This window comes from Polaromonas sp., from assembly GCF_012927415.1.
Classification (GTDB): Bacteria; Pseudomonadota; Gammaproteobacteria; order Burkholderiales; family Burkholderiaceae_C; genus Polaromonas.
In genome coordinates, this window is record NZ_JABBPF010000038.1 from 1 (window position 1) to 21,361 (window position 21,361).

Annotated in this window: 17 protein-coding genes and 1 pseudogene; 5 read left to right on the forward strand and 13 right to left on the reverse strand. The window is 60.3% G+C overall.

Annotated elements, in window-relative coordinates; all coding sequences use genetic code 11:
* The 8 genes and pseudogenes from HHJ19_RS04130 to HHJ19_RS04165 form a co-directional block, all read right to left on the reverse strand.
* Positions 1 to 311: pseudogene (locus tag HHJ19_RS04130) on the reverse strand (1-acyl-sn-glycerol-3-phosphate acyltransferase); the annotation flags it as partial.
* A gap of 117 nt (positions 312 to 428) precedes the next feature.
* Positions 429 to 1,001: a D-glycero-beta-D-manno-heptose 1,7-bisphosphate 7-phosphatase gene (gene gmhB / locus HHJ19_RS04135; protein WP_296904330.1), complete on the reverse strand. Its 573-nt coding sequence runs from the start codon at positions 999 to 1,001 to the stop codon at positions 429 to 431.
* Positions 1,002 to 1,010: 9 nt separating this feature from the next.
* Positions 1,011 to 1,631 (reverse strand): hypothetical protein, encoded by a 621-nt coding sequence (locus HHJ19_RS04140; RefSeq protein ID WP_296904332.1) that lies wholly within the window; start codon positions 1,629 to 1,631, stop codon positions 1,011 to 1,013.
* 46 nt (positions 1,632 to 1,677) lie between these two features.
* A complete protein-coding gene (gene glyS, locus HHJ19_RS04145) occupies positions 1,678 to 3,822 on the reverse strand; it encodes a glycine--tRNA ligase subunit beta (RefSeq protein ID WP_296904355.1) in 2,145 nt (714 codons plus the stop codon).
* An 11-nt stretch (positions 3,823 to 3,833) separates the two neighbouring features.
* Positions 3,834 to 4,739, reverse strand: a complete 906-nt coding sequence (gene glyQ / locus HHJ19_RS04150) for a glycine--tRNA ligase subunit alpha (RefSeq protein WP_296904334.1) — start codon at positions 4,737 to 4,739, stop codon at positions 3,834 to 3,836.
* Positions 4,740 to 4,845: 106 nt separating this feature from the next.
* On the reverse strand, positions 4,846 to 6,339 hold the full coding sequence (gene lnt / locus HHJ19_RS04155) for an apolipoprotein N-acyltransferase (protein WP_296904357.1): 1,494 nt from the start codon (positions 6,337 to 6,339) through the stop codon (positions 4,846 to 4,848).
* A gap of 171 nt (positions 6,340 to 6,510) precedes the next feature.
* Complete coding sequence (locus HHJ19_RS04160; protein WP_296904359.1) at positions 6,511 to 7,335, reverse strand: transporter associated domain-containing protein; 825 nt, start codon at positions 7,333 to 7,335, stop codon at positions 6,511 to 6,513.
* A gap of 328 nt (positions 7,336 to 7,663) precedes the next feature.
* A complete protein-coding gene (locus HHJ19_RS04165; protein ID WP_296904336.1) occupies positions 7,664 to 8,401 on the reverse strand; it encodes a GNAT family N-acetyltransferase in 738 nt (245 codons plus the stop codon).
* Positions 8,402 to 8,803: 402 nt separating this feature from the next.
* Between HHJ19_RS04165 and HHJ19_RS04170 the strand changes: the two genes are divergently transcribed.
* From HHJ19_RS04170 to HHJ19_RS04180, 3 genes are all read left to right on the forward strand, one after another.
* Positions 8,804 to 9,754 (forward strand): triacylglycerol lipase, encoded by a 951-nt coding sequence (locus HHJ19_RS04170; RefSeq protein WP_296904338.1) that lies wholly within the window; start codon positions 8,804 to 8,806, stop codon positions 9,752 to 9,754.
* The gene (locus HHJ19_RS04175; protein WP_296904340.1) at positions 9,751 to 10,731 is read left to right on the forward strand and encodes a lipase secretion chaperone; all 981 of its coding nucleotides are present in this window, start codon (positions 9,751 to 9,753) and stop codon (positions 10,729 to 10,731) included. Before HHJ19_RS04170 ends, HHJ19_RS04175 begins: the two co-directional genes overlap by 4 nt.
* A 219-nt stretch (positions 10,732 to 10,950) precedes the next feature.
* Entirely contained in the window at positions 10,951 to 11,661 is a 711-nt protein-coding gene (locus tag HHJ19_RS04180; protein ID WP_296904361.1) for a transporter substrate-binding domain-containing protein, read from the forward strand.
* A gap of 47 nt (positions 11,662 to 11,708) precedes the next feature.
* Here HHJ19_RS04180 and HHJ19_RS04185 read toward each other — a convergent pair whose 3' ends face one another.
* The 5 genes from HHJ19_RS04185 to HHJ19_RS04205 form a co-directional block, all read right to left on the reverse strand.
* Positions 11,709 to 15,110 carry a response regulator gene (locus HHJ19_RS04185; RefSeq protein WP_296904342.1) on the reverse strand — a complete coding sequence of 1,134 codons (3,402 nt, stop codon included), beginning with the start codon at positions 15,108 to 15,110 and terminating at the stop codon, positions 11,709 to 11,711.
* Positions 15,107 to 16,219 carry a response regulator gene (locus HHJ19_RS04190; RefSeq protein WP_296904344.1) on the reverse strand — a complete coding sequence of 371 codons (1,113 nt, stop codon included), beginning with the start codon at positions 16,217 to 16,219 and terminating at the stop codon, positions 15,107 to 15,109. The genes HHJ19_RS04185 and HHJ19_RS04190 overlap by 4 nt, the downstream gene beginning before the upstream one ends.
* Before the next feature lie 128 nt (positions 16,220 to 16,347).
* Positions 16,348 to 17,256 (reverse strand): alpha/beta fold hydrolase, encoded by a 909-nt coding sequence (locus tag HHJ19_RS04195; RefSeq protein ID WP_296904346.1) that lies wholly within the window; start codon positions 17,254 to 17,256, stop codon positions 16,348 to 16,350.
* Complete coding sequence (locus HHJ19_RS04200) at positions 17,256 to 18,893, reverse strand: GMC family oxidoreductase (RefSeq protein ID WP_296904348.1); 1,638 nt, start codon at positions 18,891 to 18,893, stop codon at positions 17,256 to 17,258. The genes HHJ19_RS04195 and HHJ19_RS04200 overlap by 1 nt, the downstream gene beginning before the upstream one ends.
* A 28-nt stretch (positions 18,894 to 18,921) precedes the next feature.
* Complete coding sequence (locus HHJ19_RS04205) at positions 18,922 to 19,428, reverse strand: hypothetical protein (protein WP_296904350.1); 507 nt, start codon at positions 19,426 to 19,428, stop codon at positions 18,922 to 18,924.
* 77 nt (positions 19,429 to 19,505) lie between these two features.
* On the opposite strand from HHJ19_RS04205, the gene HHJ19_RS04210 reads away from it, so the two are divergent.
* Together HHJ19_RS04210 and HHJ19_RS04215 are read left to right on the forward strand one after the other, a co-directional pair.
* Positions 19,506 to 20,273: a hypothetical protein gene (locus tag HHJ19_RS04210; protein WP_296904352.1), complete on the forward strand. Its 768-nt coding sequence runs from the start codon at positions 19,506 to 19,508 to the stop codon at positions 20,271 to 20,273.
* Positions 20,274 to 20,381: 108 nt separating this feature from the next.
* Positions 20,382 to 21,320 (forward strand): MBL fold metallo-hydrolase, encoded by a 939-nt coding sequence (locus HHJ19_RS04215; protein ID WP_296904354.1) that lies wholly within the window; start codon positions 20,382 to 20,384, stop codon positions 21,318 to 21,320.
* The last annotated feature ends 41 nt before the right edge of the window (positions 21,321 to 21,361 follow it).

The following is a 21,361-nucleotide window of genomic DNA, read 5'->3' on the forward strand; positions in this document are numbered from 1 at the left end:
TTTTTGAACACATAAGCCAGCGGGTGCGGCATGATCGCCGGCATGCTGAGGGTTTCCCAGGTCGACTGGTGCTTGAGCAGCAGCACGGCGGCGCTCAGCTCGCCGGTCGGCAGGTTCTCCATCCCGGTCACCCGGTTCTGTATTCCGAGAATGAAGGTGCCGCCATCGACCGCCAGCTTCAGCCAGCGCGCGCACATCCAGTACATGGTGTTGCTGCTGACGAAGAGCGAGGCGGCGACCACAAAAAGAGCCCAAGGTATTACCGTGAGGATCATCCACAGCATGTGCAGGATGGAGCGAATCAGGGGCATGTCAGGCTTTCCGGTGATCGGGTGGTTCGGCTGGCGGCCGGGCATCTGCCAAAACCGTTTATTTTATGAATTTCCGAGCTGTAGTCCATTACTTACGGTCATTTGTAGCTATCAATTTCATACCGCCACGCGTTTCAAGCGGGCGCTGCGTTCAAGGATGAAATCGGCGAATGCAGACAGATCGGCATGCACCAGCGTGCCCGGCGGCAAGCCCTCCGGCTGCCCGCCTTGACGGTACCTGGCCGATTTGCCGGTCAGCACCAGATGGGGCTCGCAACCAGCGGCTGCAGCTGCCAGCGCGTCTCGAAGGGCGTCGCCAACGGCAGGCACGCCCTGCAGCTGCACGCCAAAACGGCTGCCAATCTGCTCGAACAGCCCTGGCTTCGGCTTGCGGCAGTGGCAGTCCTCTTCGGAGGTGTGCGGGCAATAAAACACGGCGTCGATCCGCCCACCCTGCGCGGCCAGCAGCTTGTGCATTTTGGCGTGCATGGCATTCAGCGACGCCACGTCAAACAGGCCGCGCCCCAGCCCCGACTGGTTGGAGGCCACCACCACATGCCAGCCCGCGTGGTTGAGCCGCGCAATTGCTTCGAGCGCACCGGGTAGCGGCAGCCATTCCTCCGGCGTTTTGACGAAATCATCGCTGTCGCTGTTGATGGTGCCGTCGCGGTCAAGGATGACAAGTTTCATGGCAAGCCCTTAATGAGAATCAGCCGCTGGCGCAGCCTGCCAGCCAGTCACAAACAGGCCGCTGAAACGGCCGGGTGCGAATTGCAGCGCCAGCGTGTCGCCGGGCTTGAGAGAGGCGGCCCTGGCATCGTCAATCAGCAGTCGCTGCGGAATTTGAAGGCCGCTGACCTGTAGCACCAGCTCCGTGCCACCGAGGCTGCGCAGGCTGGCCGGCTTGAATTTGACGGTCACCACCCGGGCCGTGGCGCGCGCCAGGGGCGCAGTGACCGATGCGGTCATGTCTTGCAAAAACAATCCCTGCCGATTCACATGCCGCTGCACCATGGCGGCGCTGCCGGCCAGCCAGAGCAGCATCCAGAGCGCGCCTATCGCCGGCATGACGCGGCGCCAGCCCAACCGGCGCACCAGCAGGCCGGCGCCGACCAGCACGGCCAGCCCCACCGCCACCGGCCAGAGCAGGTCCATTGGCCCTGACGTGGTGGAAACCGGCACCAGAGACAAGGCCTGCATTGCGTTCTGGCGATCATCGGCCAGTTGCAGCAGCCAGCCCACCGCCACCATGAACGCCGGCGGCCCGAAGATCAGCCAGGCCGTGCGCTGCGAGTTACGGCGCGTAGCGGCTGGCGTCAAACCGGTGTCCTGGCCAGTCATGGGCTCGGGCGAAGGCACAGCCAGCTCAAGAAACCAGGCGCGACAGGTCGGCGACCCGGTTCATCGCGTCGTGCAGGCTTTTGAGCAGGCCTTGCCGGTTCAGGCGCAGGTCGAGTTCTTCGGCATTGACCATCACGCCGTCAAAAAAGGCATCGACCGTCGCGCGCAAGGCCGCCAGCGCTTGCAGCGACGCGGTGTAGTTGCCGGCGTCAAACTGCGTGTTGGCCGTGGGCAATACGTCTTTCATCGCGGCGTACAGGGCGATTTCAGCGGGCTCCTTGAGCAGCACCTCGCTGACATGCGGGTCCACTTCCAGTGGTTCTTTCTTGAGGATGTTGCCGATGCGCTTGTTGGCGGCGGCCAGGGCGGGCGCCTCTGGCAGCAGCGCGAAAGCACGCACGGCGGACAGGCGCCTGGCCACATCGCCCAGACGCTGAGGCTTTTGGGACACCACCGAATCGACTTCCTGGGCGCTGTAGCCCTGATCACGCAGGGAGCCGGCGAGGCGGTCATAGATGAAATCCTGAAGCTCCACAACAGCACGTCCAAATTCAAAACCGGCAATGCCTTTAAATGTCGCGGCTGCATCTTGAATCAAAGTGTCCAGATTCAGCGGCAAGTCTTTTTCCACCAGCATCCGAATGACGCCCAGCGCATGGCGGCGCAGCGCAAACGGGTCTTTGTCACCCGTGGGCAGGTTGCCGATGCCGAACATGCCGACCAGCGTTTCGAGCTTGTCGGCCAGCGCCACCACCAGCCCGACCGGGTTGCGCGGCAGTTCATCGCCGGCAAAACGCGGCTTGTAATGGTCTTCAATCGCGTCAGCCACCTCAAGGCTCAGGCCATCGTTGAGCGCGTAGTAGCGGCCCATGACGCCCTGCAGTTCCGGGAATTCGCCCACCATGTCGGTCACCAGATCGGTTTTGGCCAGCAGCGCGGCCTGATCGGCTTGCGCGGCAAGCGTAGCGCCGCCGAGTTGCTGGCCGATAACTTTGGCAATGGCGCGCACGCGCTGCACGCGCTCGCCCTGCGAGCCCAGCTTGTTGTGATAAACCACCTTGCCCAGCCCGGCAACGCGTGACGCCAACGTCTTCTTGCGGTCCTGGTCAAAGAAAAACTTGGCATCTGCCAGCCGCGGGCGCACGACGCGCTCGTTGCCGCCAATCACAAAGCGGGTATCAACCGGGTTGATGTTGCTGACGACCAGAAATTTGTTGCTCAACTTGCCAGAAGCCTCCAACAGCGGAAAGTACTTCTGGTTGGCCTTCATTGTCAGGATCAGGCACTCCTGCGGTACATCGAGAAATTCTTTTTCAAATTCGCAGACCAGCACGTTCGGCCGCTCGACCAGCCCGGTGACTTCATCGAGCAGCGCGTCGTCTTCAATCACGTTCACACCGCCACCGACTTTGGCCGCTGCAGCAGTCAGCTGCTTGAGAATCTCGGCCCTGCGGTCGGCAAAACTGGCGATCACTGCGCCGTCTTTCTGCAGCGTGGCAGCGTAGCTGTCGGCATCTTGCAAAACCACCGGGTCCACCAATGCTTCAAAACGGTGGCCATGGGTTGTATTGCCGGCCGTCAGGCCCAGCGCTTGAATCTTCACGACCTCGCTGCCATGCAAGGCGACCAGGCCGTGCGCAGGCCGCACGAACTTCACGTCGCTCCAGCCATCGTCGAGCTGGTAGGTCATAACTTTGGGGATAGGCAAATTAGATATCGCCTCGCCGAGCGCACTTTCAAGACCAATTAAAAGTGTGCTGCCGGCCGCAAGACCTTGATCATGCTTGAGAACTTTTTTGCCCCCTTCTTCAGAGATAAACACGCGCTCGCGCATGAGCCACTCAACGTCAACATCAGCGTGATACAGCTTTGTTTTCAACATCTTCAACAAAGGCGCTGTTGGCTTTCCATCAGCGTCCAATCCAACAGATACCGGCATTAGCGTCTTCGGCGCTTGTGCTCGTGGCTGCGAAATTGCTCTCACATTGGTAATGTGCACAGCTAAGCGCCGTGGCGATGCGTAAAAAGTCACTGCACACATTGGGTCTACGAAGTCCCGGCGTTCGAGTCCTCCAAAAACTCCACCCGCGAAAGCCTCACCCAGCTTTTTAAGCGCCTTGGGTGGCAGCTCTTCAACAAACAGTTCAACAAGCAGATTTTGGGTGGTCATCGTCATCACGCTCACGCTGCTTTCTTTGTCATCTGCGCCACCCATTCGGGCGGTGCCATCGGAAAGCCCAGGCGCTCACGGCTTTCGTAATAACTTTGCGCCACGGCGCGCGCGAGGTTGCGGATGCGGCCAATATAAGCGGCGCGCTCGGTGACCGAAATCGCGCCGCGAGCGTCCAGCAGGTTAAAGCTGTGCGCGGCTTTCAGCACCTGTTCATAAGCCGGCAGGGCCAGTTTGGCTTCAATCAGGTGTTTGGCCTGCTTTTCATGCGCCGTGAAAGCGGTGAACAAAAAGTCGGCATCGCTATGCTCGAAGTTATAGGTTGATTGCTCGACCTCGTTTTGCTTGTAGACGTCACCATAACTGAGCCCTTCGGTCCAAGTCAGGTTGTAGACGTTGTCCACGCCCTGCAGGTACATCGCCAGGCGCTCGAGGCCGTAGGTGATTTCGCCGGTGATGGGCTTGCAGTCGATGCCGCCAACCTGCTGGAAATAAGTAAACTGCGTGACTTCCATGCCGTTGAGCCAAACTTCCCAGCCCAGGCCCCAGGCACCCAGCGTCGGGTTTTCCCAATCATCCTCGACAAAGCGGATGTCGTTTTGCTTCAGATCAAAACCCAGTGCCTCAAGTGAGCCCAAGTACAGCTCGAGGATGTTGGCTGGTGCCGGTTTCAGCACGACCTGGTATTGGTAGTAGTGCTGCAGGCGGTTGGGGTTCTCGCCATAACGTCCGTCCTTGGGCCGGCGGCTGGGCTGCACATAGGCGGCCTTCCACGGCTCGGGGCCGAGCGCTCTCAAAAACGTGGCGGTATGTGACGTCCCGGCGCCAACCTCCATGTCATAGGGCTGCAACAGGGCGCAGCCCTGGTCGGCCCAATAGGACTGCAGCTTCAAGATAATTTGCTGGAAAGTGAGCATAGGAATTGGGTGGATCAAAAGCGCGGCGCAGCTTGTCAAGCACCGTGAAACGGCGACACGCCGGCACGGGCATCGCCTAAACCTCCTATTTTACGCGGCAGCTCGCTCAGCGGCGCCGAAAAGCCAGTGCCAGCCCGATCGCCGCCAGGCCCAGCGCCCACAGCGGCCATAAGCCGTAGCGCTCGACCCACCAGGCGTAGGGCGTGATGCCACTGCGCCCCTGCACCTCGCCGACCAGCACGGCGCGGGTTTGGCGCGGCAGGGAGTGCGTCACTTGGCCCAGGTGGTCAATGATGACGGTGGCACCGGTATTGGTGGCACGAATCATGGGGCGACTGAATTCCAGCGTCCGCATGCGCGAAATCTGCAGGTGCTGGTCAATCGCCACGGTATTGCCAAACCAGCCGATATTGCTGACATTGACAAAAATGGTGGGAGCCCGCTTCGGGTCCGCGAAACGCGCGCCCAATTCTTCGCCAAACAGGTCTTCGTAGCAGATGTTGGGTGCCAGCCGCTGGCCTTGCCAGTCAAATGAGTCCTGGCCCACCGCGCCGCGATTGAACTCACCCAGCGGGATATTCATCAGGTCAACAAACCATCTGAAGCCCACCGGCACGAACTCCCCAAAAGGCACGAGATGGTGTTTGTCATACCGGTAAGGCCCGCGCGCCTCAGGCAAGCCAGGCGAATCGGGTTTAAAACCGACCACTGAATTGGAATAACCGGCCTCGAAACTGCCCAGCGGCACGCCGATTAGCGCGGCCTGTTGCCCGCTGGCAAAACGCGACTGCAGCGCCTCCCAGTAGCCCTCGGGCAATTGCTGCGGCAATAGTGGAAGCGCGGTTTCCGGCGCCACCACCAGCGCGCCTCTGGCGATATGCAGTTGCTCGCCGTACCAGCGCAGGGCGCTGACCACGCCGGTGCCGCTCTGGAACTTCTCGTCCTGGGGAATATTGCCCTGCAGCAGCGTCACCGTCAGTGGCCCGGGTTGCGGCGTTTCGCCGGCGATAAAACTGTTCAACGGCAGCTGGGCCATTACCGTGGCAAGCATCACCAGAACCAGCGCAGCCAGCCAGCGCGTCCTGCCCGCGCGCAGGGAAAAAGCCAGTCCGGCGGCGATAAACGCCGCCATAAAACTCAGGCCATGCACGCCCACCCAGGCCGCAAGTGGCCGGGCCCAGCCATCGACATGGGCATAGCCGCCCTCACCCCAGGGGAAGCCAGTGAACAGCTTGACCCGGGCAAGCTCGGCGAGCAGCCAGAGCGCTGCAAATAAAAAAGCACGTAACGCCCGATTGACGGGTGCGAGCACCACAAACAGCCCTGCTGCGGCGGCATAGTACAGCGCCAGAAATGCCGCGAGCAAGACGATCGCCAGCACCGTCAGCGGAGCAGCCAGGCCACCGTAAACATGAAGGGAGATAAACAGCCACCAGAAGGTAGAGCACAGCATCGCGGTGCCAAACAGCCCACCCAAAAAGGCGGCGCGCCAGCGCGACCGGCAGCCGTCAAGCTGCGCGGCAAGCAGGGTCAGGGACAGCAGCTGTAGCCACCAGAGCGGCTGGCCTGACGCAAAACCAAAAGGGAAAGGCCACGCCATACTGGCAGCATGGGCACCACCAGCTATTAAAATAATAGCAATCTGGAACCATGAGAGGCGTTTGTGTACCGCAGGATGGTCGATATTCTGCAGCAAAGCCGGAAAAGTGGGCAGCGACGAAATCATGCTTTCAACCATGTCCCGTGCCGACCGACCGCCTTTCACAACGGGTCAGACACTGCTGGCCGAAACCGGCGAAACCTTGAACCAGCGAACCGCGCCGCCCTTGGTGTGCAGCACACTGAACTGCAGGCCGGCCAGCGCGTAATGCTCGCCGCGCTTGGGAACGTGGCCCATCTCATGGGCTACCAGGCCGCCAATGGTCTCAAAGTCGGTTTCGGGCAGCCGTACGTCGAAGGCTTCGTTGACCCGCTCAATTGACGTGTCACCGCTGACGCGATAGGTGTGGTCAGTCAGGCCGAAGATATCGCCTTCGTCCTCGGCGACGTCGAACTCGTCCTCGATCTCGCCCACGATCTGTTCAAGCACGTCTTCAATGGTGATGAGCCCGGCGACGCGGCCAAATTCGTCGATGACGATGGCCAGATGGTTCCGGTTGTCGCGAAACTCCCGCAACAGATCATTCAGGCCCTTGCTTTCGGGCACAAACACCGCGGGCCGCAGCAGCGCGCGGATGTTGAGTTCCGGCGCACGCTGCAGCTTGAGCAAATCCTTGGCCATCAGGATGCCCAGGATGTTTTCCTTTTCGCTTTCATAGACCGGAAAGCGCGAGTGGGCGGTGTCTATGATGAGGTGCAGCAACTCGTCAAACGGCGCGTCGATGTTGACCAAATCCATTCGCGGCGCGGCCACCATCACATCGCCAGCCGTCATGTCAGCCATGCGGATCACGCCCTCGAGCATTTCACGGCTTTGCTCGCCAATGACATCGTTGCCCTGGGCTTCCACCAGGGTTTCGATCAACTCGTCTTTGGAGTCAGGGCCGGGGTGAAGCATTTCAGCGAGCTTTTGCAAAAAGCCACGCTTGTCTTCCATCCTGGAAGATCGACTGGGAGGAACGTCGGACACGTAAGGGCGGTCGGTAGTTGTTAAGCGGCCTAGGATAGCCGAAATTTTCAACGAAGCGGTGGCCTGAACAGTCACTGCGCGTCAAGTACCTTCATTTCTCCCGTTTGCCATGTCAGACTCGGCCTGCCGCTCCTGGTGTGGCAAGCAGCGCCGGAACTGGTGATGGTCGGCATTTCGTCGCGGGTTTGGCCGTGCCGTAAATGGCTCGCGGCTCAGGCCCGCAATCACAGGGTATCGAGGAAACCGGGAAATGAAGCGACTTGTTGCACGCAGCGAAAGATCCGCCGGTCCACCACTACATCGGCATCCGGTCGCGACTCTTGCGCACGCCGCGCCTGACCTCCTGCAGCAGCACCAGAAAATCCCGGAACTGCTTGGCCTGCACCTTTAGGCGGTAGTCGGTCTGGGCAACCTGCTCCTCGACCATTTCGGTCACGCGCGAATCCAGGTCGGCTGGCACGAGCGTGAGATAGGCTTCGCTTTCAGAGCCATCGCGCTCAATCCGGGCACCTGCCTTGCGGGCAATGTTGAGCATGGCGGTGTTTTCGCTCAATGCGTGGACGAACACCATGTCGACGCCTTCATTGCGGGCGTGCATCACGGCGCGATCAAACAGGCGTGCGCCGTAACCCCGGCCACGCGCATGCGCCAGCACCGAAACGCCAAATTCCGCGCAGCTCTTGAGCGCGGGATCGGTTGAAAACGCCAGATGCGCCATCGCAATCAGTTCCAGCCTGCGGTTGTAGATGCCAAAAATTTCGTCCCGCTCAAAATTGAGGCTGTCGACGTAGCGGCCGATCTGCTCATCGTTGGCCGCATAGCCAAAGCGCAAATAGCGGTCTTGCGGATTCAGCGCCAGAAGGTGCGCGGCGATGCGTTTGCCGTGACTTGAACCAATCGAGCGGATGGGCACCATGAGCGCCGGAGCGCGTTGCGTTGCGGGTTCGGTCAGTGCTCGTTGCTTTCCGGGCGGTCGGAAAAATTCCTTGCTCGCGTCGATGGATGCTTTGAGTAGTGTGGCGGGATTGACCATGTGCTCAATATACGGGTTATCCCTAAAAAGGCAACTCCGAGGGGCTTTTTGTGCAGCGCAGCAACCAACCAGAAGAAAGTTGGATGATTTCACTGTCTGGTCCATGTAGTACGGCCATCATTAGCTATAAAAAAAATAGCAAATTATTATTTTCAAGCGTTTATTGTGCAATAAAACAACGATGTTATGGTTTATTTTTTGTGCAGTGCAACAAAAATTGCGGTGCTGACGATCAAATGACTGGCCCACCGGAATCGTTCATATCGCCCTAGGCCCTTTTGGCCTGGTACGAGGGTATCCACTAAATGGGTTTTTACGGATGGTCAGATGCTTCGCTTGTTGAAAGAATTGTGGCTACAAAAAAGCACGATCGTTCGTTTTTTTAACACCCAGGAGAAGCTCATGTCCGGATTTCTTGACCCGCTCTTTCGCCGCAGCCTGCGCCAGCTGTGTTTTGTGCTGGCTATTTGCCTCCCGCTGTTCGGAGCCCCGGCGCAGGCGCAAAGCGGGTACACCCAAACGCGGTATCCGATCGTCTTGGTGCACGGGCTTTTCGGTTTCGATTCCTTTCTGGGCGTTGATTATTTTTACGGCATTCCTTCTGCGCTGCGCCAGGACGGCGCACGCGTTTTTGTCGCCCAGGTTTCGGCCGCCAACAGCACCGAGGTGCGCGGCGAACAGCTGCTGAGCCAGATCAAGAACATCATGGCTATTACCGGCGCCAGCAAAGTGAACCTGATCGGCCATTCACACGGCGGTCCGACCATCCGCTACGTGGCAGGCGTGGCACCCCAACTGGTGGCGTCAGTCACCTCGGTCGGTGGCGTCAACAAGGGCTCACGCGTCGCCGACATCCTGCGCGGCATCGTGCCCGCCGGCACACTGTCGGAAACGCTGGTGAACAATGCCGCCAAAGCCTTCGTGGCACTGATCAATCTAGGCTCGGGCGGCACCAGTCTTGCGCAGATGCCGGTTGCGGCGCTCAACTCGCTGTCCACGGCTGGTTCGCTCGACTTCAACCGACGTTTCCCGCAAGCCTTGCCAGGCGATTGCGGCAGCGGCCCCGAACTGGTGAATGGTGTGCGTTATTACTCTTGGGCCGGCACGCAGCCGGTGACCAACGTGCTGGACATCAGTGATGGTGCGCTAGGCATCATGAGCCTGGTGTTCGGCCAGGCTAATGACGGCCTGGTATCGGCTTGCTCGTCCCGGCTTGGCAAACATCTGGGCGACTACCGGCAGAATCACCTCGACGAGGTCAACCAGGTGCTCGGTCTGCGCGACTGGTTTTCAGTGGACCCGGTGACGTTGTACCGCCAGCAGGCCAACCGCCTCAAGCAAGCCAATTTGTGAAGCGCCAGCACGCCTGGCTAGCTGCTGCGGCCTTGATCGCGGCTTTGGCCGGAGCGTGGTTTGTCGCAGCACCGCTTGCGGACGCGCCCGAATCAACAGTCGTCACGCCGGGTTCCGGCACGGCACGGGCGACATCCGGCGCAGCCCTGCTTGCCACAGCGCTCCCGGACAGATCCACGGCACCGCTCATGCTGCAACGCGCGGAGGACGCAGGACCAGATCCCTTTTTGAGTGGTCAGTTGCGCTTCAAATTCGAAGCCTTGCTGCTGGAAGCTGGCGAGGCCGACACACCGGCGGCGCTGAAAAAACGTCTGGCCGCCCTGATCGGGCGTCACTTCGAGCCCGCTGAAGCAGCGCGGGCACTGGCGCTGCTCGAGCGCTACGTCGACTATCGCGCCGCCCTGGGCGAGTTGAAGACTCCCGTTGATCCGTCTGACCCGAGTGCACTGCGGCAAGCCGTGCACGCGCGCCAGCAAGTGCGCGAAAAGCATTTCGCGCCCGACGAATACCAGGCACTTTTCGCCGAGGACGAAGCGCTTGACCGTTTTACACTGGCCCGGCTTGAAGTTGAAAGCAACGCCTCACTGACGCCAGCGCAAAAGCATGACGCGGTCCGCGAGGCTGAGCGAGAACTGGGCGCCAATGAGCGCGCAGCCCGCGCCGATGCTGTGGCGCATATGGCAGTGGCGGCACAGACTGCCGCTTTTGAGGCCGGTGGCGTCAGCGAACACGAGCGTTTTTCCCAGCGCAGCGCGCAGTACGGTGATGCAGCGGCCCAGCAACTGGCCCGACTGGACCGGGAAGAGAGCAATTGGCAAGCCAGGCTGAATGAATACGCCATCGCCAGGACAGGTAACACCAACCCCGGGCGGTTGCAGCAATTGAGCCAGCAATTATTTTCTAGCGAAGAACAATTGCGCATCGAAGCGGCACTGACTGCGCGGGCTTCGCAGTCCGCTGCGGCCGTGCCGCGCTAATCCCGCGACCAGCCTTGCAATGGATCGTGAACTGAGCCAGCGGGCTGGCTAGGTCGCGTGCAAAATGAACACCCCTGACAACTACAACGGAGACTTTTCATCATGCCACTTCGCCGCTTGCGCCCTAGCGCCTTTCCCGGGAAACTTGCCTTGCTGGCTGCGACCTGCCTGACGCTACTAACGGCCCTGCTCGCCGCTTCACCGGCTTGGGCGCAAGGCATGGCCACCTCAGGCCTTGATGCAGTGCAGAAAGCGGGCGTGCTCCGGATCTGTACGCCGGGCGACTACAAGCCTTTCAGCTTTCAAAAGGCCGATGGCGGTTTTGAAGGCATTGACGTTGACCTGATGACTTCGCTCGCGACCAGCCTGGCAGCGAAACCCGAGTGGGTGAAAACCAGCTGGTCCAATCTGATGCCCGATCTGCTCGCTGGCAAGTGCGACATGGCAGCGGGTGGCATTTCGGTCACCACTGAGAGGCAAAAGAAAGCTTTCTTCAGCACCGCTTACATGGTCAACGGCAAAACACCGGTGGCACGCTGCGCCGACGTGGCGAAATACCAGACCGTGGCGGACATTGACAAACCCTCCACGCGGGTGATTTTCAATCCGGGCGGCAGCAACGAACGTTTCGCTCGCGCCAGTTTCAAACAGGCGCAAATGCGGCTCAACCCGGAAAACCTCACCATTTTTGATGAAATTCTGGCCAACCGGGCTGATGTCTTCGTGACCGAGGCGGCCGAAGCCGTGACCCAGCAAAAACTCAAACCGGGTCTTTGCGCGATCAACCCCGACAAGCCATTGCAATACGGCGAAATGGCCTTCCTGCTGCCGCGCGGCGATGTGCCATTCAAGGCTTACGTCGACCAGTGGCTGCATTTGGCCAAGGCCAGCGGCGACTATCAGCGCATTGAAAACCAATGGCTGCGATAAGCATCTGAGCTTCGGCGTTGGACCGTGAGCGGGACCGGGGGCCCGCTTTAACCGGTCGTCTGCGCCGTCCAGTCATTGAGCGCCTGACGTGTTTTGTCAGCCAGACCCGTGATGTGTCTGACTTGGGCGCCGGCGTCCACAGGCCACCGGCCTTGCAGGCACGATTGCTCGAGGGCGCCGCAGGCATCACTCAATGCCTGTGCGCCCACATTGGAAGCCGCCCCCTTCACGGCGTGTGCGGTGCGCGAGAGTGCCGCGCTGTCAGAAGCCGCCAAGGCAGCTCGGATGTCGTCCATGCGCTGCGGCGTCTCGCTGTTGAACAGCGTAATCACCTCGCGCGTCATGGTGCGTTCTTCGTCGTCAAACTCCTTGAACTGCTCCAGCCGGCTCCAGTCCATCAATACGTGCCCCGGTTCAATGCTGTTTTGTACATCCTGTCCAATGCTGGCGGCCATCACCATTGCCGCTTTTTCGCGATCGGTATCGGTAGCGTAACGCGCCAGGGCTTCTGACAACTCATCAATGCGCAGGGGCTTGGGCAGAAAGCCGATCATTCCCGCTTGCAGGCAACGCTGGCGGTCTTCCTCCAGCACCGAAGCGGTCAGCGCGATGATGGGGGGCGCGGCTGCGCCATGGGTGCCGATGATGAGACGTGAGGCGTCGAAGCCGTCCATCACGGGCATGTTGGCGTCCATCAAGATCGCCGCAAACTGGCGCGGCGTGTCTCCCGTGCCGGTGCGAAAGGATGCCGCCACGCGATCCACCGCTTCGCGGCCGTTAAGGGCAGTCGTCGCCTCGTAACCCAGCTTGGTCAGCATTGCCAGGGCGACCTTCAAATTTACGGCGTTGTCATCAGCCACCAGGATGAACTGGTTTCTGGACGCGGCCGGCGCCACTCTGGCCACATTTTTAACCGTTTGCTCTCCGGTGGTGACGCGGGCTATCGCCTCAAAAAGCTGCGACTGGCGATAGGGTTTGAGCAAACGGGCGTCGAATACCCGGGCCTGTTCGCCGGTCGGCATGGTGCCCGAGGTGAGCAGCACAATAGGGGTTGCGGGACTGCGCTGGCGCAGGGTCTGGGCAAAAGTCTGACCGTCCATATCGGGCATGTGCATGTCGCTTATCACCACATCGACTTGATGGTCCCGCAGCCAGACCAGCGCGTCCGCAGCGCGTTCAAACAAGGTAGCCTGCATGCCCCAGCGCTTGAGTTGCCGGTCCAGAATGCGAAGATTGACAACGGTATCGTCGACGACCGCAGCCTGCTTGCCCGCCAGGCTGACCAGGTGCAGCGAGGACAGCATCGTGATCTCGGGTGCGGCAGCGAAACCCAGCCTGGCGGTAAACCAGAAGGTCGAGCCCTGCCCGGGTGCCGACACCATCCCCACGCGCCCCCCCATCAGCTTGACCAAACGCTTGCAGATGGCCAGCCCGAGCCCGGTGCCGCCATATTTTCGGGTAGTGCTTGCATCTACTTGGGCAAAGGACTCGAACAGGGCGGACTGGCGGTACTCCGGAATGCCGATGCCGGTGTCCTTGATGCGGAACTCCACCAAGGCGCCCTGCTCCGGCGTGAAGTCCTGCAGCACATGGGCCGAGACAATGACCTGGCCCTGTTCGGTGAATTTGACGGCGTTGTTCACCAGATTAAGCAGCACCTGACGCAGCCGGGTCACATCGCCACGCACCCAGGCGGGCAACTCGTCCCCCATGTCCACCAGCAGCTCCAGACCTTTTTCGCGGGCGCGCGGGGCGCCAATGTCACAGGCCTCTTCAATCGTGCCAAGCAGATTGAGCGGCTCGTTTTCGAGCTCCAGCTTGCCTGATTCAATTTTCGAAAAATCAAGAATGTCGTTGATCACGCCTAGCAACTGGTCACTGGAAATGCGCATGGTGTGCACATAGTCAAGCTGCTCAGGATCAAGCGGGGTATCCGCCAGCAAGGTGGTCATGCCCACCACGCCGTTAAGCGGCGTGCGGATCTCGTGGCTCATGGTGGCGAGAAACGCCGCCTTGGCGCGTGCTGCGCCCAGCGCCTCCTCGCGGGAAGCGGCCAGCTCGGCGGTGCGGCTGGCTACGCGGGCTTCCAGCGTGTCGTTGGCGCCCTGCAGCGCGAGGGTGTGCGCTTCAATGGCGGCGCGGTGGCGTTGCAGCTCTTTTGCGCTGTCGTGGAGCACTTGGGAAAGCTGGCGTACTTCAGTAATCCTGGTGTTTTGCTGGACCGGCGGGACCTCGGCGTGCGCCAGCTGCGCTGCGGCGGCGCTCAAGCTTCTGAAACGCCGGCTCAGCCGGTAAGCCAGCACGATGGCCAGCAGCGCGCCCAGCAGCAAGGTCAGCGCCGTTACGGCCAATGTCTTTTGGAGGGCGGCCCTGGCATCGGCAGAGAAGTCACTTTCGGGTGCCGACACCACCAGGCTCCAGCGCAACCCCTGGCTTTCACCAAAGGGCTTGAGCACGACCATCAGCGTGTCGTCACCCATGGCAACGCGGCGCAGAAAAGACTCGCGCTGCACGCTCGACTCCAGCGTCTTGCCAAAACTGGGCGCGGCCTCCTGGTAGGCATTGCGAATGATGGTGTTTCGGCTCTCGGCCGGCTTGCGGCGCTGCAAGAGCCCGCCGGTGTTGGTAAAGAGCGGGTCACCGCTCGAGCTCGCCACCAAAAACCCCTGCTCATCCACCACAAAAGCCGTGCCGTGGGCACTGATCCGCATGGCTTGCAGCATGTCATTGAGGTGCTTGAGTTGCAGGTCAATGGCAAATACGCCCAGCGCCCCGCCGTCAATCCCGTAAACGGGCTGGGCCAGTGTGATCAATAGCTGCTTTTGCGCTGCCGATGGGTAGACCGATGTAAAGGCGCGACCTTTGTGCTCCATGGCGCCCTGGTACCAGGGTCGGCTGCGTGGCTCAAAATTATTTGGCTCGGTGGGCAGGCTCAGGCTTCTGTCGCCAGGATAGTTGGCAGAGAAATATCGCCTGCCTGCATCGTTCTGCTTTCGTACACCCACGCGCATCAGGCTGTTGACGTCCTGTGAAACAGTCTCAACACCCAGAAACTCACCCTGGTAAGTCCCCAGCGACATGCCGGGAACGTCAGGCGTCATTCGCGTCATGGCAAATGCGGTCTGCTCGAACAGTTCGGGTTTCTGGATCAGCTGGCGTGCCCGCAGGATGGCCGAATCTCCGGGCTGTTCGTGAATCAAGCCGTTAAGCACCACATGCGCCTGGGACAGGTGCTCTTCGGTGTCCGACTTAACCCGCTGCGCCACGTCCTCGACAATTTTCTCCGACAGCGTATGCACGGTTTGCAGGTTGCTCCGGTACAAAAACCAGCCCACGGTTGCCGCCGGCACAATCGACAGCAGCAGCAGGCTGGTCACCAGAACCATGCGCAGCGACCAGCTACGCCCGCGCAAACTTCTGGTCGCATTCCCCGCGCCGTCGCCGCTCATGCCAAGCCCAGAATTTCGACTACATCGACCGGCTTGCTGCGTCCCGGTACCTGGACCAGGGCGCGGTGGCCCATGCGCACAGCGCCTGCCACCAGGCGTGCCGCCTGCACGCTCGCGGCAATCGTCCAGTCCAGCGGCGGTTCTCCCTTGAACAGCTTGAGTGCCAGCGCGACGGTATCGCCCACCGGAGTGGTTTGGCCGGTGCTGCCGATCAGGCCATCCAGGCTGGCAAAGGCCACCGGGCCGCTGTGCAGCGCCACGCCGAGAGAAAACACGGGCAGGTTGCGATCACCAAAATGCTGGCGCACATAGGCATCGAGGCGCTTGCTTGCTCCAGCCAGCCCGAGCGCGGCGCGCGCGGCGCGCAGGCCATGGTTCACGGAATCGGTATCGGCCGCATCGACAAAGACGCAGAGCATGCCGTCGCCGACAAACTGCATGGTGTGCGCGCCAAACAGATACACAGTGTCGCCCACGCTGCTATAAAGTTGCTGAACAATCCCACTGAGTTCGGCGCTGCTCAGTGCTTGCGTCCACAGGGCGTAGTTGCGCATGTCGGCAAACAGCACCGTGGCGCTGGCGAACTTTTGGTTGTCCTGCGCCGCGCCACTTTCAGGCCACTGCTCGCTCAGCGCCCGGACCATGCGCTTTTCGTAGAGTTCGCCGATTTTGTGGCGCTGCTCTTCCAGCGCAATCTGCACGGCCTTGTCAACAACCTGCTCGCGCATGGCGTCAGCCCGGACACGCTTGTTCAACTGGGCGCTGACGGTCTCGCGCAACTCCTGCGGCGCAAAAGGTTTGGTCAGATAGTCATCCGCTCCCGTGGTCATGCCTTGGCGCATGTAGCTGCGGTCTTGCAACGAGGTCAACAAAATCACGGCTGTGGCGGCCAGCGCCGGATCGTTGCGGACCTGGTCAAGCACCTCAAAACCATCGAGCAGTGGCATCTGCACGTCACTCACGACCAGATCCGGCTTGAATTCACGAACCAGCGCCAGGCCTTTTGCCCCGTCTTCGGCGGCCATCACTTGGTAGCCTTCTTTTTTTAACACCTGACTGACCAGCAGGCGGGTGCCGGCGTCATCATCAATTACCACGATCAAGGGCATAACAAACGCTCGCTATTTCTGAAAGATGGATCCGTTGCTCGGGCCAAAGGAATTTACCTATTGTCCCGACAGACGGCTCCATTTGGCCCGGCCGGCCTCTTTTTTTTCGGCAGGCGGGCAGGAGCGGTTCAGCGCATTGGGTTCTCCAGCAAGGCCAGGGTCGCGTCCATGACTTCTGGAACGAAGGCGAGCTGCATATGGGCGGCACCGCGGACCAGACGGTTGTCGGCCCCCGGCAGCGTCGCCGTGGAGGCCGGAAACACGATGTTGTCGCAGCTGGAATACCAGCAGGTGAAAAGCGCATGACGCGTTGATGGCATGCCTTGGTCAAGCTGCGCGTGCCAGTCAGACTGCAGCCGCATCTGGCGCCCATTGTGGCCGTGGCCAAAGCGTGCCAGCCAGGTGCCGCGGTGTGGCGTGCCAATGGTCACGACATGGTGCACGCGCGATTCGGCTTTCATGCCCTTGAGCCAAGCCCGCGCAGCCAGCCCGCCCATGCTGTGACAGACCAGCAGCGGCGGCAAACCGGTAGTTTGCGTGACCTGCCGGACCGCCGCATCAATCTGCGCGGCGTAGTCGTCAATGGAGCCAAAAATGGGCTCCAGGTTGACAGCCACAAACGCATGTCCGCCGCCCTCAAGGCGCTTGAGCCAGGGAGTCCACAAGCCGCGATTGCAAAAAAAACCGTGCACAAACACGACGCCCCTGCGCCCCTGAAAGCGCTCTGGCGGGCTGAGCTGGTCTGGCGTTGCCTGCGAACGGAAGGGCTGGCGCCAGCAGAAAACCTGCGGTGAGGTCAGCGTTTCACCCCACCACGCGCGCAGCAATTCTCTGCAGCTTGCCTGAGGAGTGGGATCAGCCTTGTTCACCTGCCTGAGGAGCAGGAATTCGACAGCAAAGAATGCGGAGTAGGCCAGCATCATGGCCACAAAACCTGTCACGGCCAGCACCGGCGAACCGAGGCCGAAGTACAGCAGCCAGCCGAAGGCCGCAGTCAGCAGAGCGAGCGTGAGGAATCGTTGCAGCGATGCCAGCATCAGGAAGATGGGCTGGCCAGCGCGACATCGCGCCCGGTCAGCCTTTTCACCAAACCTTGCGCCAGCCGGTTCACGGTGCCGTAGACCGACAGTTGCGGATTGGCGCCAATGCTGGTTGGAAAGAGCGATCCGTCATGAATCGAAAGGTTTTCAAGCTGCCAATGCACGCCATCGGGGCGCGTTACGCCCTGCTGCTCGGTGCCCGCGAGGCCACAACCACCCATCACATGCGCGCTCACCACTTTGACGAGCAGAGGCTTCATCGGCAGCGCCAGCACTGCAGCGCGTGCCTGCGCCCAGGAGGTGTAGGGCGCCGCCATCTCGTGCAGCGGCAAGACCTGTCTAGCCCCAGCGGCAAACTGGATTTCCATCATGGACAGCATGGCCCGCCGGCCACCTTCCATCACATAATCTGTCAGCGGGTAGTCCAGCACGGCGGAGTCGTCGCCGCGCAGTCTGACCTTGCCGCCGCGCGCTTCGTCGTGAAAACCGTCGCGCAGAAGCGCCAGCAAGGTATGGTTGTGCGGAAACGACGTTAGCAGCGCATGCTGGCTTTGACCAAAACCGGGCACGGTGGAGGCAAAAATCAATGGATGCAGGGGCGGCGCCTCCAGCTTGTAACCCATGGGCCCGTCAATCGCCTGCGTTTCCATGAAATGATCAGTGTAAATCGACTGCGGCGCGCCACTCCATGCCGCCACTTTTTGATCGAAGATGCTGGAGGACATGACCACCGGGTGCAAAAATGTCCTGGTTCCCAGCCGGCCATGCGGATCAGGCGCGCCGGAGCGTAACAGTACCGCCGGCGAGTTGATGGCTCCGCCAGCCAGCACATAATGTCTTGCTATTATTTTAATAGCTGCTGATGCCGATTCTCTATTGACCAGAGCACCATTTGGTTCAATTTGACGGCAAACCAGCGCGGTCACCCTGCCGTTGGCCAGCTCGAAGCGCTCAGCCCGTGTTTCAGTTAGCAGCTGCGCACCCCGGTCCAGCGCGGCTGGAATCGTGGTTACCAGCATGGACTGCTTGGCATTGGTCGGGCAGCCCAAACCGCATGAGCCCAGATTCCAGCAGCCCTTGACGTTGCGCAGAATGGCGGCGGAGGGAATCCCGAGCTTGAGCGCGCCGCGACGCAGCAAATCGTTGTTTTCATTCGGCGCCATGAGCCAGGGTGTGATGTTCAGGCGCTGCTCGGCTTGGGCGAAATATGGCGCCAGGGCCTCTGAGGTGTAGTCGATCAGGCCAAACCTTTCCTGCCAGAACTTGAGTGTGGAAGCCGGCGTGCGAAAAGAAGAAGTCCAGTTGACGGTAGTGGAGCCTCCAACGCAGCGGCCCTGCAAAATGTTGATGGCCTTGTCCTGGGTTTTGCGCGCGGCACTTTCCTGATAAAGCGATGGATAGGCCTCGGACTCCTTCTGGTTGAAATCCGAGCTGCTCTTGAGCGGCCCCTCCTCGATAATCACGACCTGCAGCCCAGCCTTGGCCAGCAATTCAGCGGAAATACCGGCGCCAGCGCCGCTGCCGACAATGGCCACGTCGCAGACGATTTTTTCAGGTGCCCGACCGAACGCGCCTCCCGATACCTTCCAGCCGCGTTGAAGGCCGTCTTTAATGGGGTCCTTGACTTGACTCATGCTACTTTCGGTAATTCGGGATGGGTATTCAGATTTTTACGGGACCGGGATACCCCAGCATGGGCCAGCTTGCCGCATCCACGAAGTAGGCGCCCATCACAATGTCATGCAGGGCGGCGTAGGCTTGCCGGCGCAAGGCCAGGCTCGACAGGCGCATGCCCTGAAGTGCTTGCTGCAAGTGGGCCACAGAGGCGTCCTGCCATGCCGGGCCAAGGCCCGCCAGCAGACGGCGTCCCGCCGAGCTTCCGAGCAGAGACAATAATTGCGACAACTCATTCTGTGCGTGCGGCGGCAGCGCCTGCACCAAGGTGTCAATCCGGCCAAGAAGGCCATTCAGCGCGGTCTGACGCGGGCCATCTGCCTGCGGCAGGCTCTTGTCCAGAACCGCCCGGCCGACAGCGCCAAACACCTCGCGACCGACGGCGCTCATCGCGCCGCTTTGCAAGCCCGGCTGCAACCATGCCAGCGTGCTTCCAGCAAGCACCAACACGGCTGCCGAGCCCACGCCAAGTTTGAGAAGGTTTCTTCGCTGCATGACGGCAGTTTCTCATGGGCCTCCAGATTCCAATAGAGCGTGATCTCTAGATTGAACTGGGTACACTTTTACCCTGTATGAACAACTCTTCTTGCAAGATTCACGCAGCCTTGGAAGTCGTGGTGCGGCTTACGGAGCAGCGTGCTGGCGATCCGGCACTGGCGCGGGCGAGCACCGAAGTCAAACGCCTTCAAGCCCGCCGCTTTCATGGCACGTATGCCGACTTGCTGCGAAACCCGCGGTACATGACAGCGGCGGTTTTTTTTCTGGAGGAACTGTACAGCGACAAAGACTTTGCCCAACGCGATCAACAGTTCGCCCGCATCGCCAACACCATCTCCAGGCTGTTCCCGCAGGCGGTAGTCGACACTGCGGCCGCGCTGGCCGAGGTCCATGCGATGACTGAAACGCTGGACGATCTCATGGCGCGAGAATGGCTTGCCGACCAGTCAGCGTTGACGGCAGGAAGCGAAGGTGCCCGCTATATTCGCTGCTGGCGACGCCTGGGAGACGCAGCCGCGCGGCACCAGCAACTCGAAGTCGTGCTGCAGCTCGGGCGTCAACTGGACGGCTTGACGCGCACACGGGGGCTGCGGACCCTGCTGAAGATGATGCGCCGACCGGCGGCTGTGGCTGGTTTGAACTCTCTTCAGCATTTTCTGGAAACCGGCTTTGACGCCTTTGCCGAAATGCGCGGCGCAGATGATTTTTTAAAGGTGGTCAGTGAGCGCGAATCGGGCTGGATCCACGCTTTGTTCGAAGACGAAGCCGCCGTCTGCGAAACCCGATTACGCCAGTTACTGGCCGCTGACGACCCGCACGTGGAAAATCTCCTACGGAATTGATTCGCAACGCTTTCACAAGGGGCCACAATTGAGTTTTACTATGAGCTACCAACAACCCAAGTCAGAAAAATTACAGGCCGGAAACGGCGTACAACTGCCGGAAAATTTTTGGTTGGGCGGCTTGTGATACCGGTACGGGATCTGCCAGCGGAACTGCACGTCTTCGAGCGGGGTTGGCTATCGGCAAACAATATCCTCTTTGTCGGTGGCGATCACACCCTGATGGTCGACAGCGGCTATTGCATCCATGCCGCGCAAACCCTGTCATTGGTTGACGGCGTTCTGAATGATCGCGCCCTTGATGTTCTCGTGAACACCCATTTGCACAGTGACCATTGCGGCGGCAACGCGGCCCTGCAGGCGCGTTATCCCGAGCTCGAGACCTGGATTCCTCCGGGCCAGGCGCAACAGGTCACCCAATGGGACCCAATCGCGTTGACCTATTTGCCCACCGGGCAACTTTGCCCCCAATTCAATTTCCAACAGACACTTAGACCTGGAAGTTTGATGCGTTTCGGCACCAGCGATTGGGAAATTCACGCCTCGGCTGGCCACGATCCTCATTCAGTGATTTTTTTTGAGCCAGAGCGAAAAATACTCATTTCGGCCGACGCCTTATGGGAAAGCGGTTTCGGCGTTGTATTTCCCGAGCTCGAGGGAACTGACGCTTTCGAACAGGTGGGCGCCACGCTTGACCTGATTGAAAGTCTTGAGCCGGTAACGGTAATACCCGGACATGGCCGCGTCTTCGGCTATACGCCCGAGATATTGTCCAAAGCCCGGCAACGTCTCGATTCGTTTGTCACAAATCCCGTTAAACACGCGCGACATGCCGTGAAGGTATTGCTCAAGTTCAAATTACTGGAAGTTCAAAAACAGGATTTTTCCGAATTCAGGCGATGGGCCGCCCGAACACCGTATTTCGGGCAGATCAGGGAACGGTTTTTCCAGGATGTTGCCATGGACGCATGGATAGATCAACTGTGCGCGGAGCTGATTATGGTTGGCGTTGCCGAGAAAGAAGGCAGGTATTTCCTCAACATCTGAAGGGAAGAGATTTTTTGATGAAGTGGTTGTGAAACGGAAAA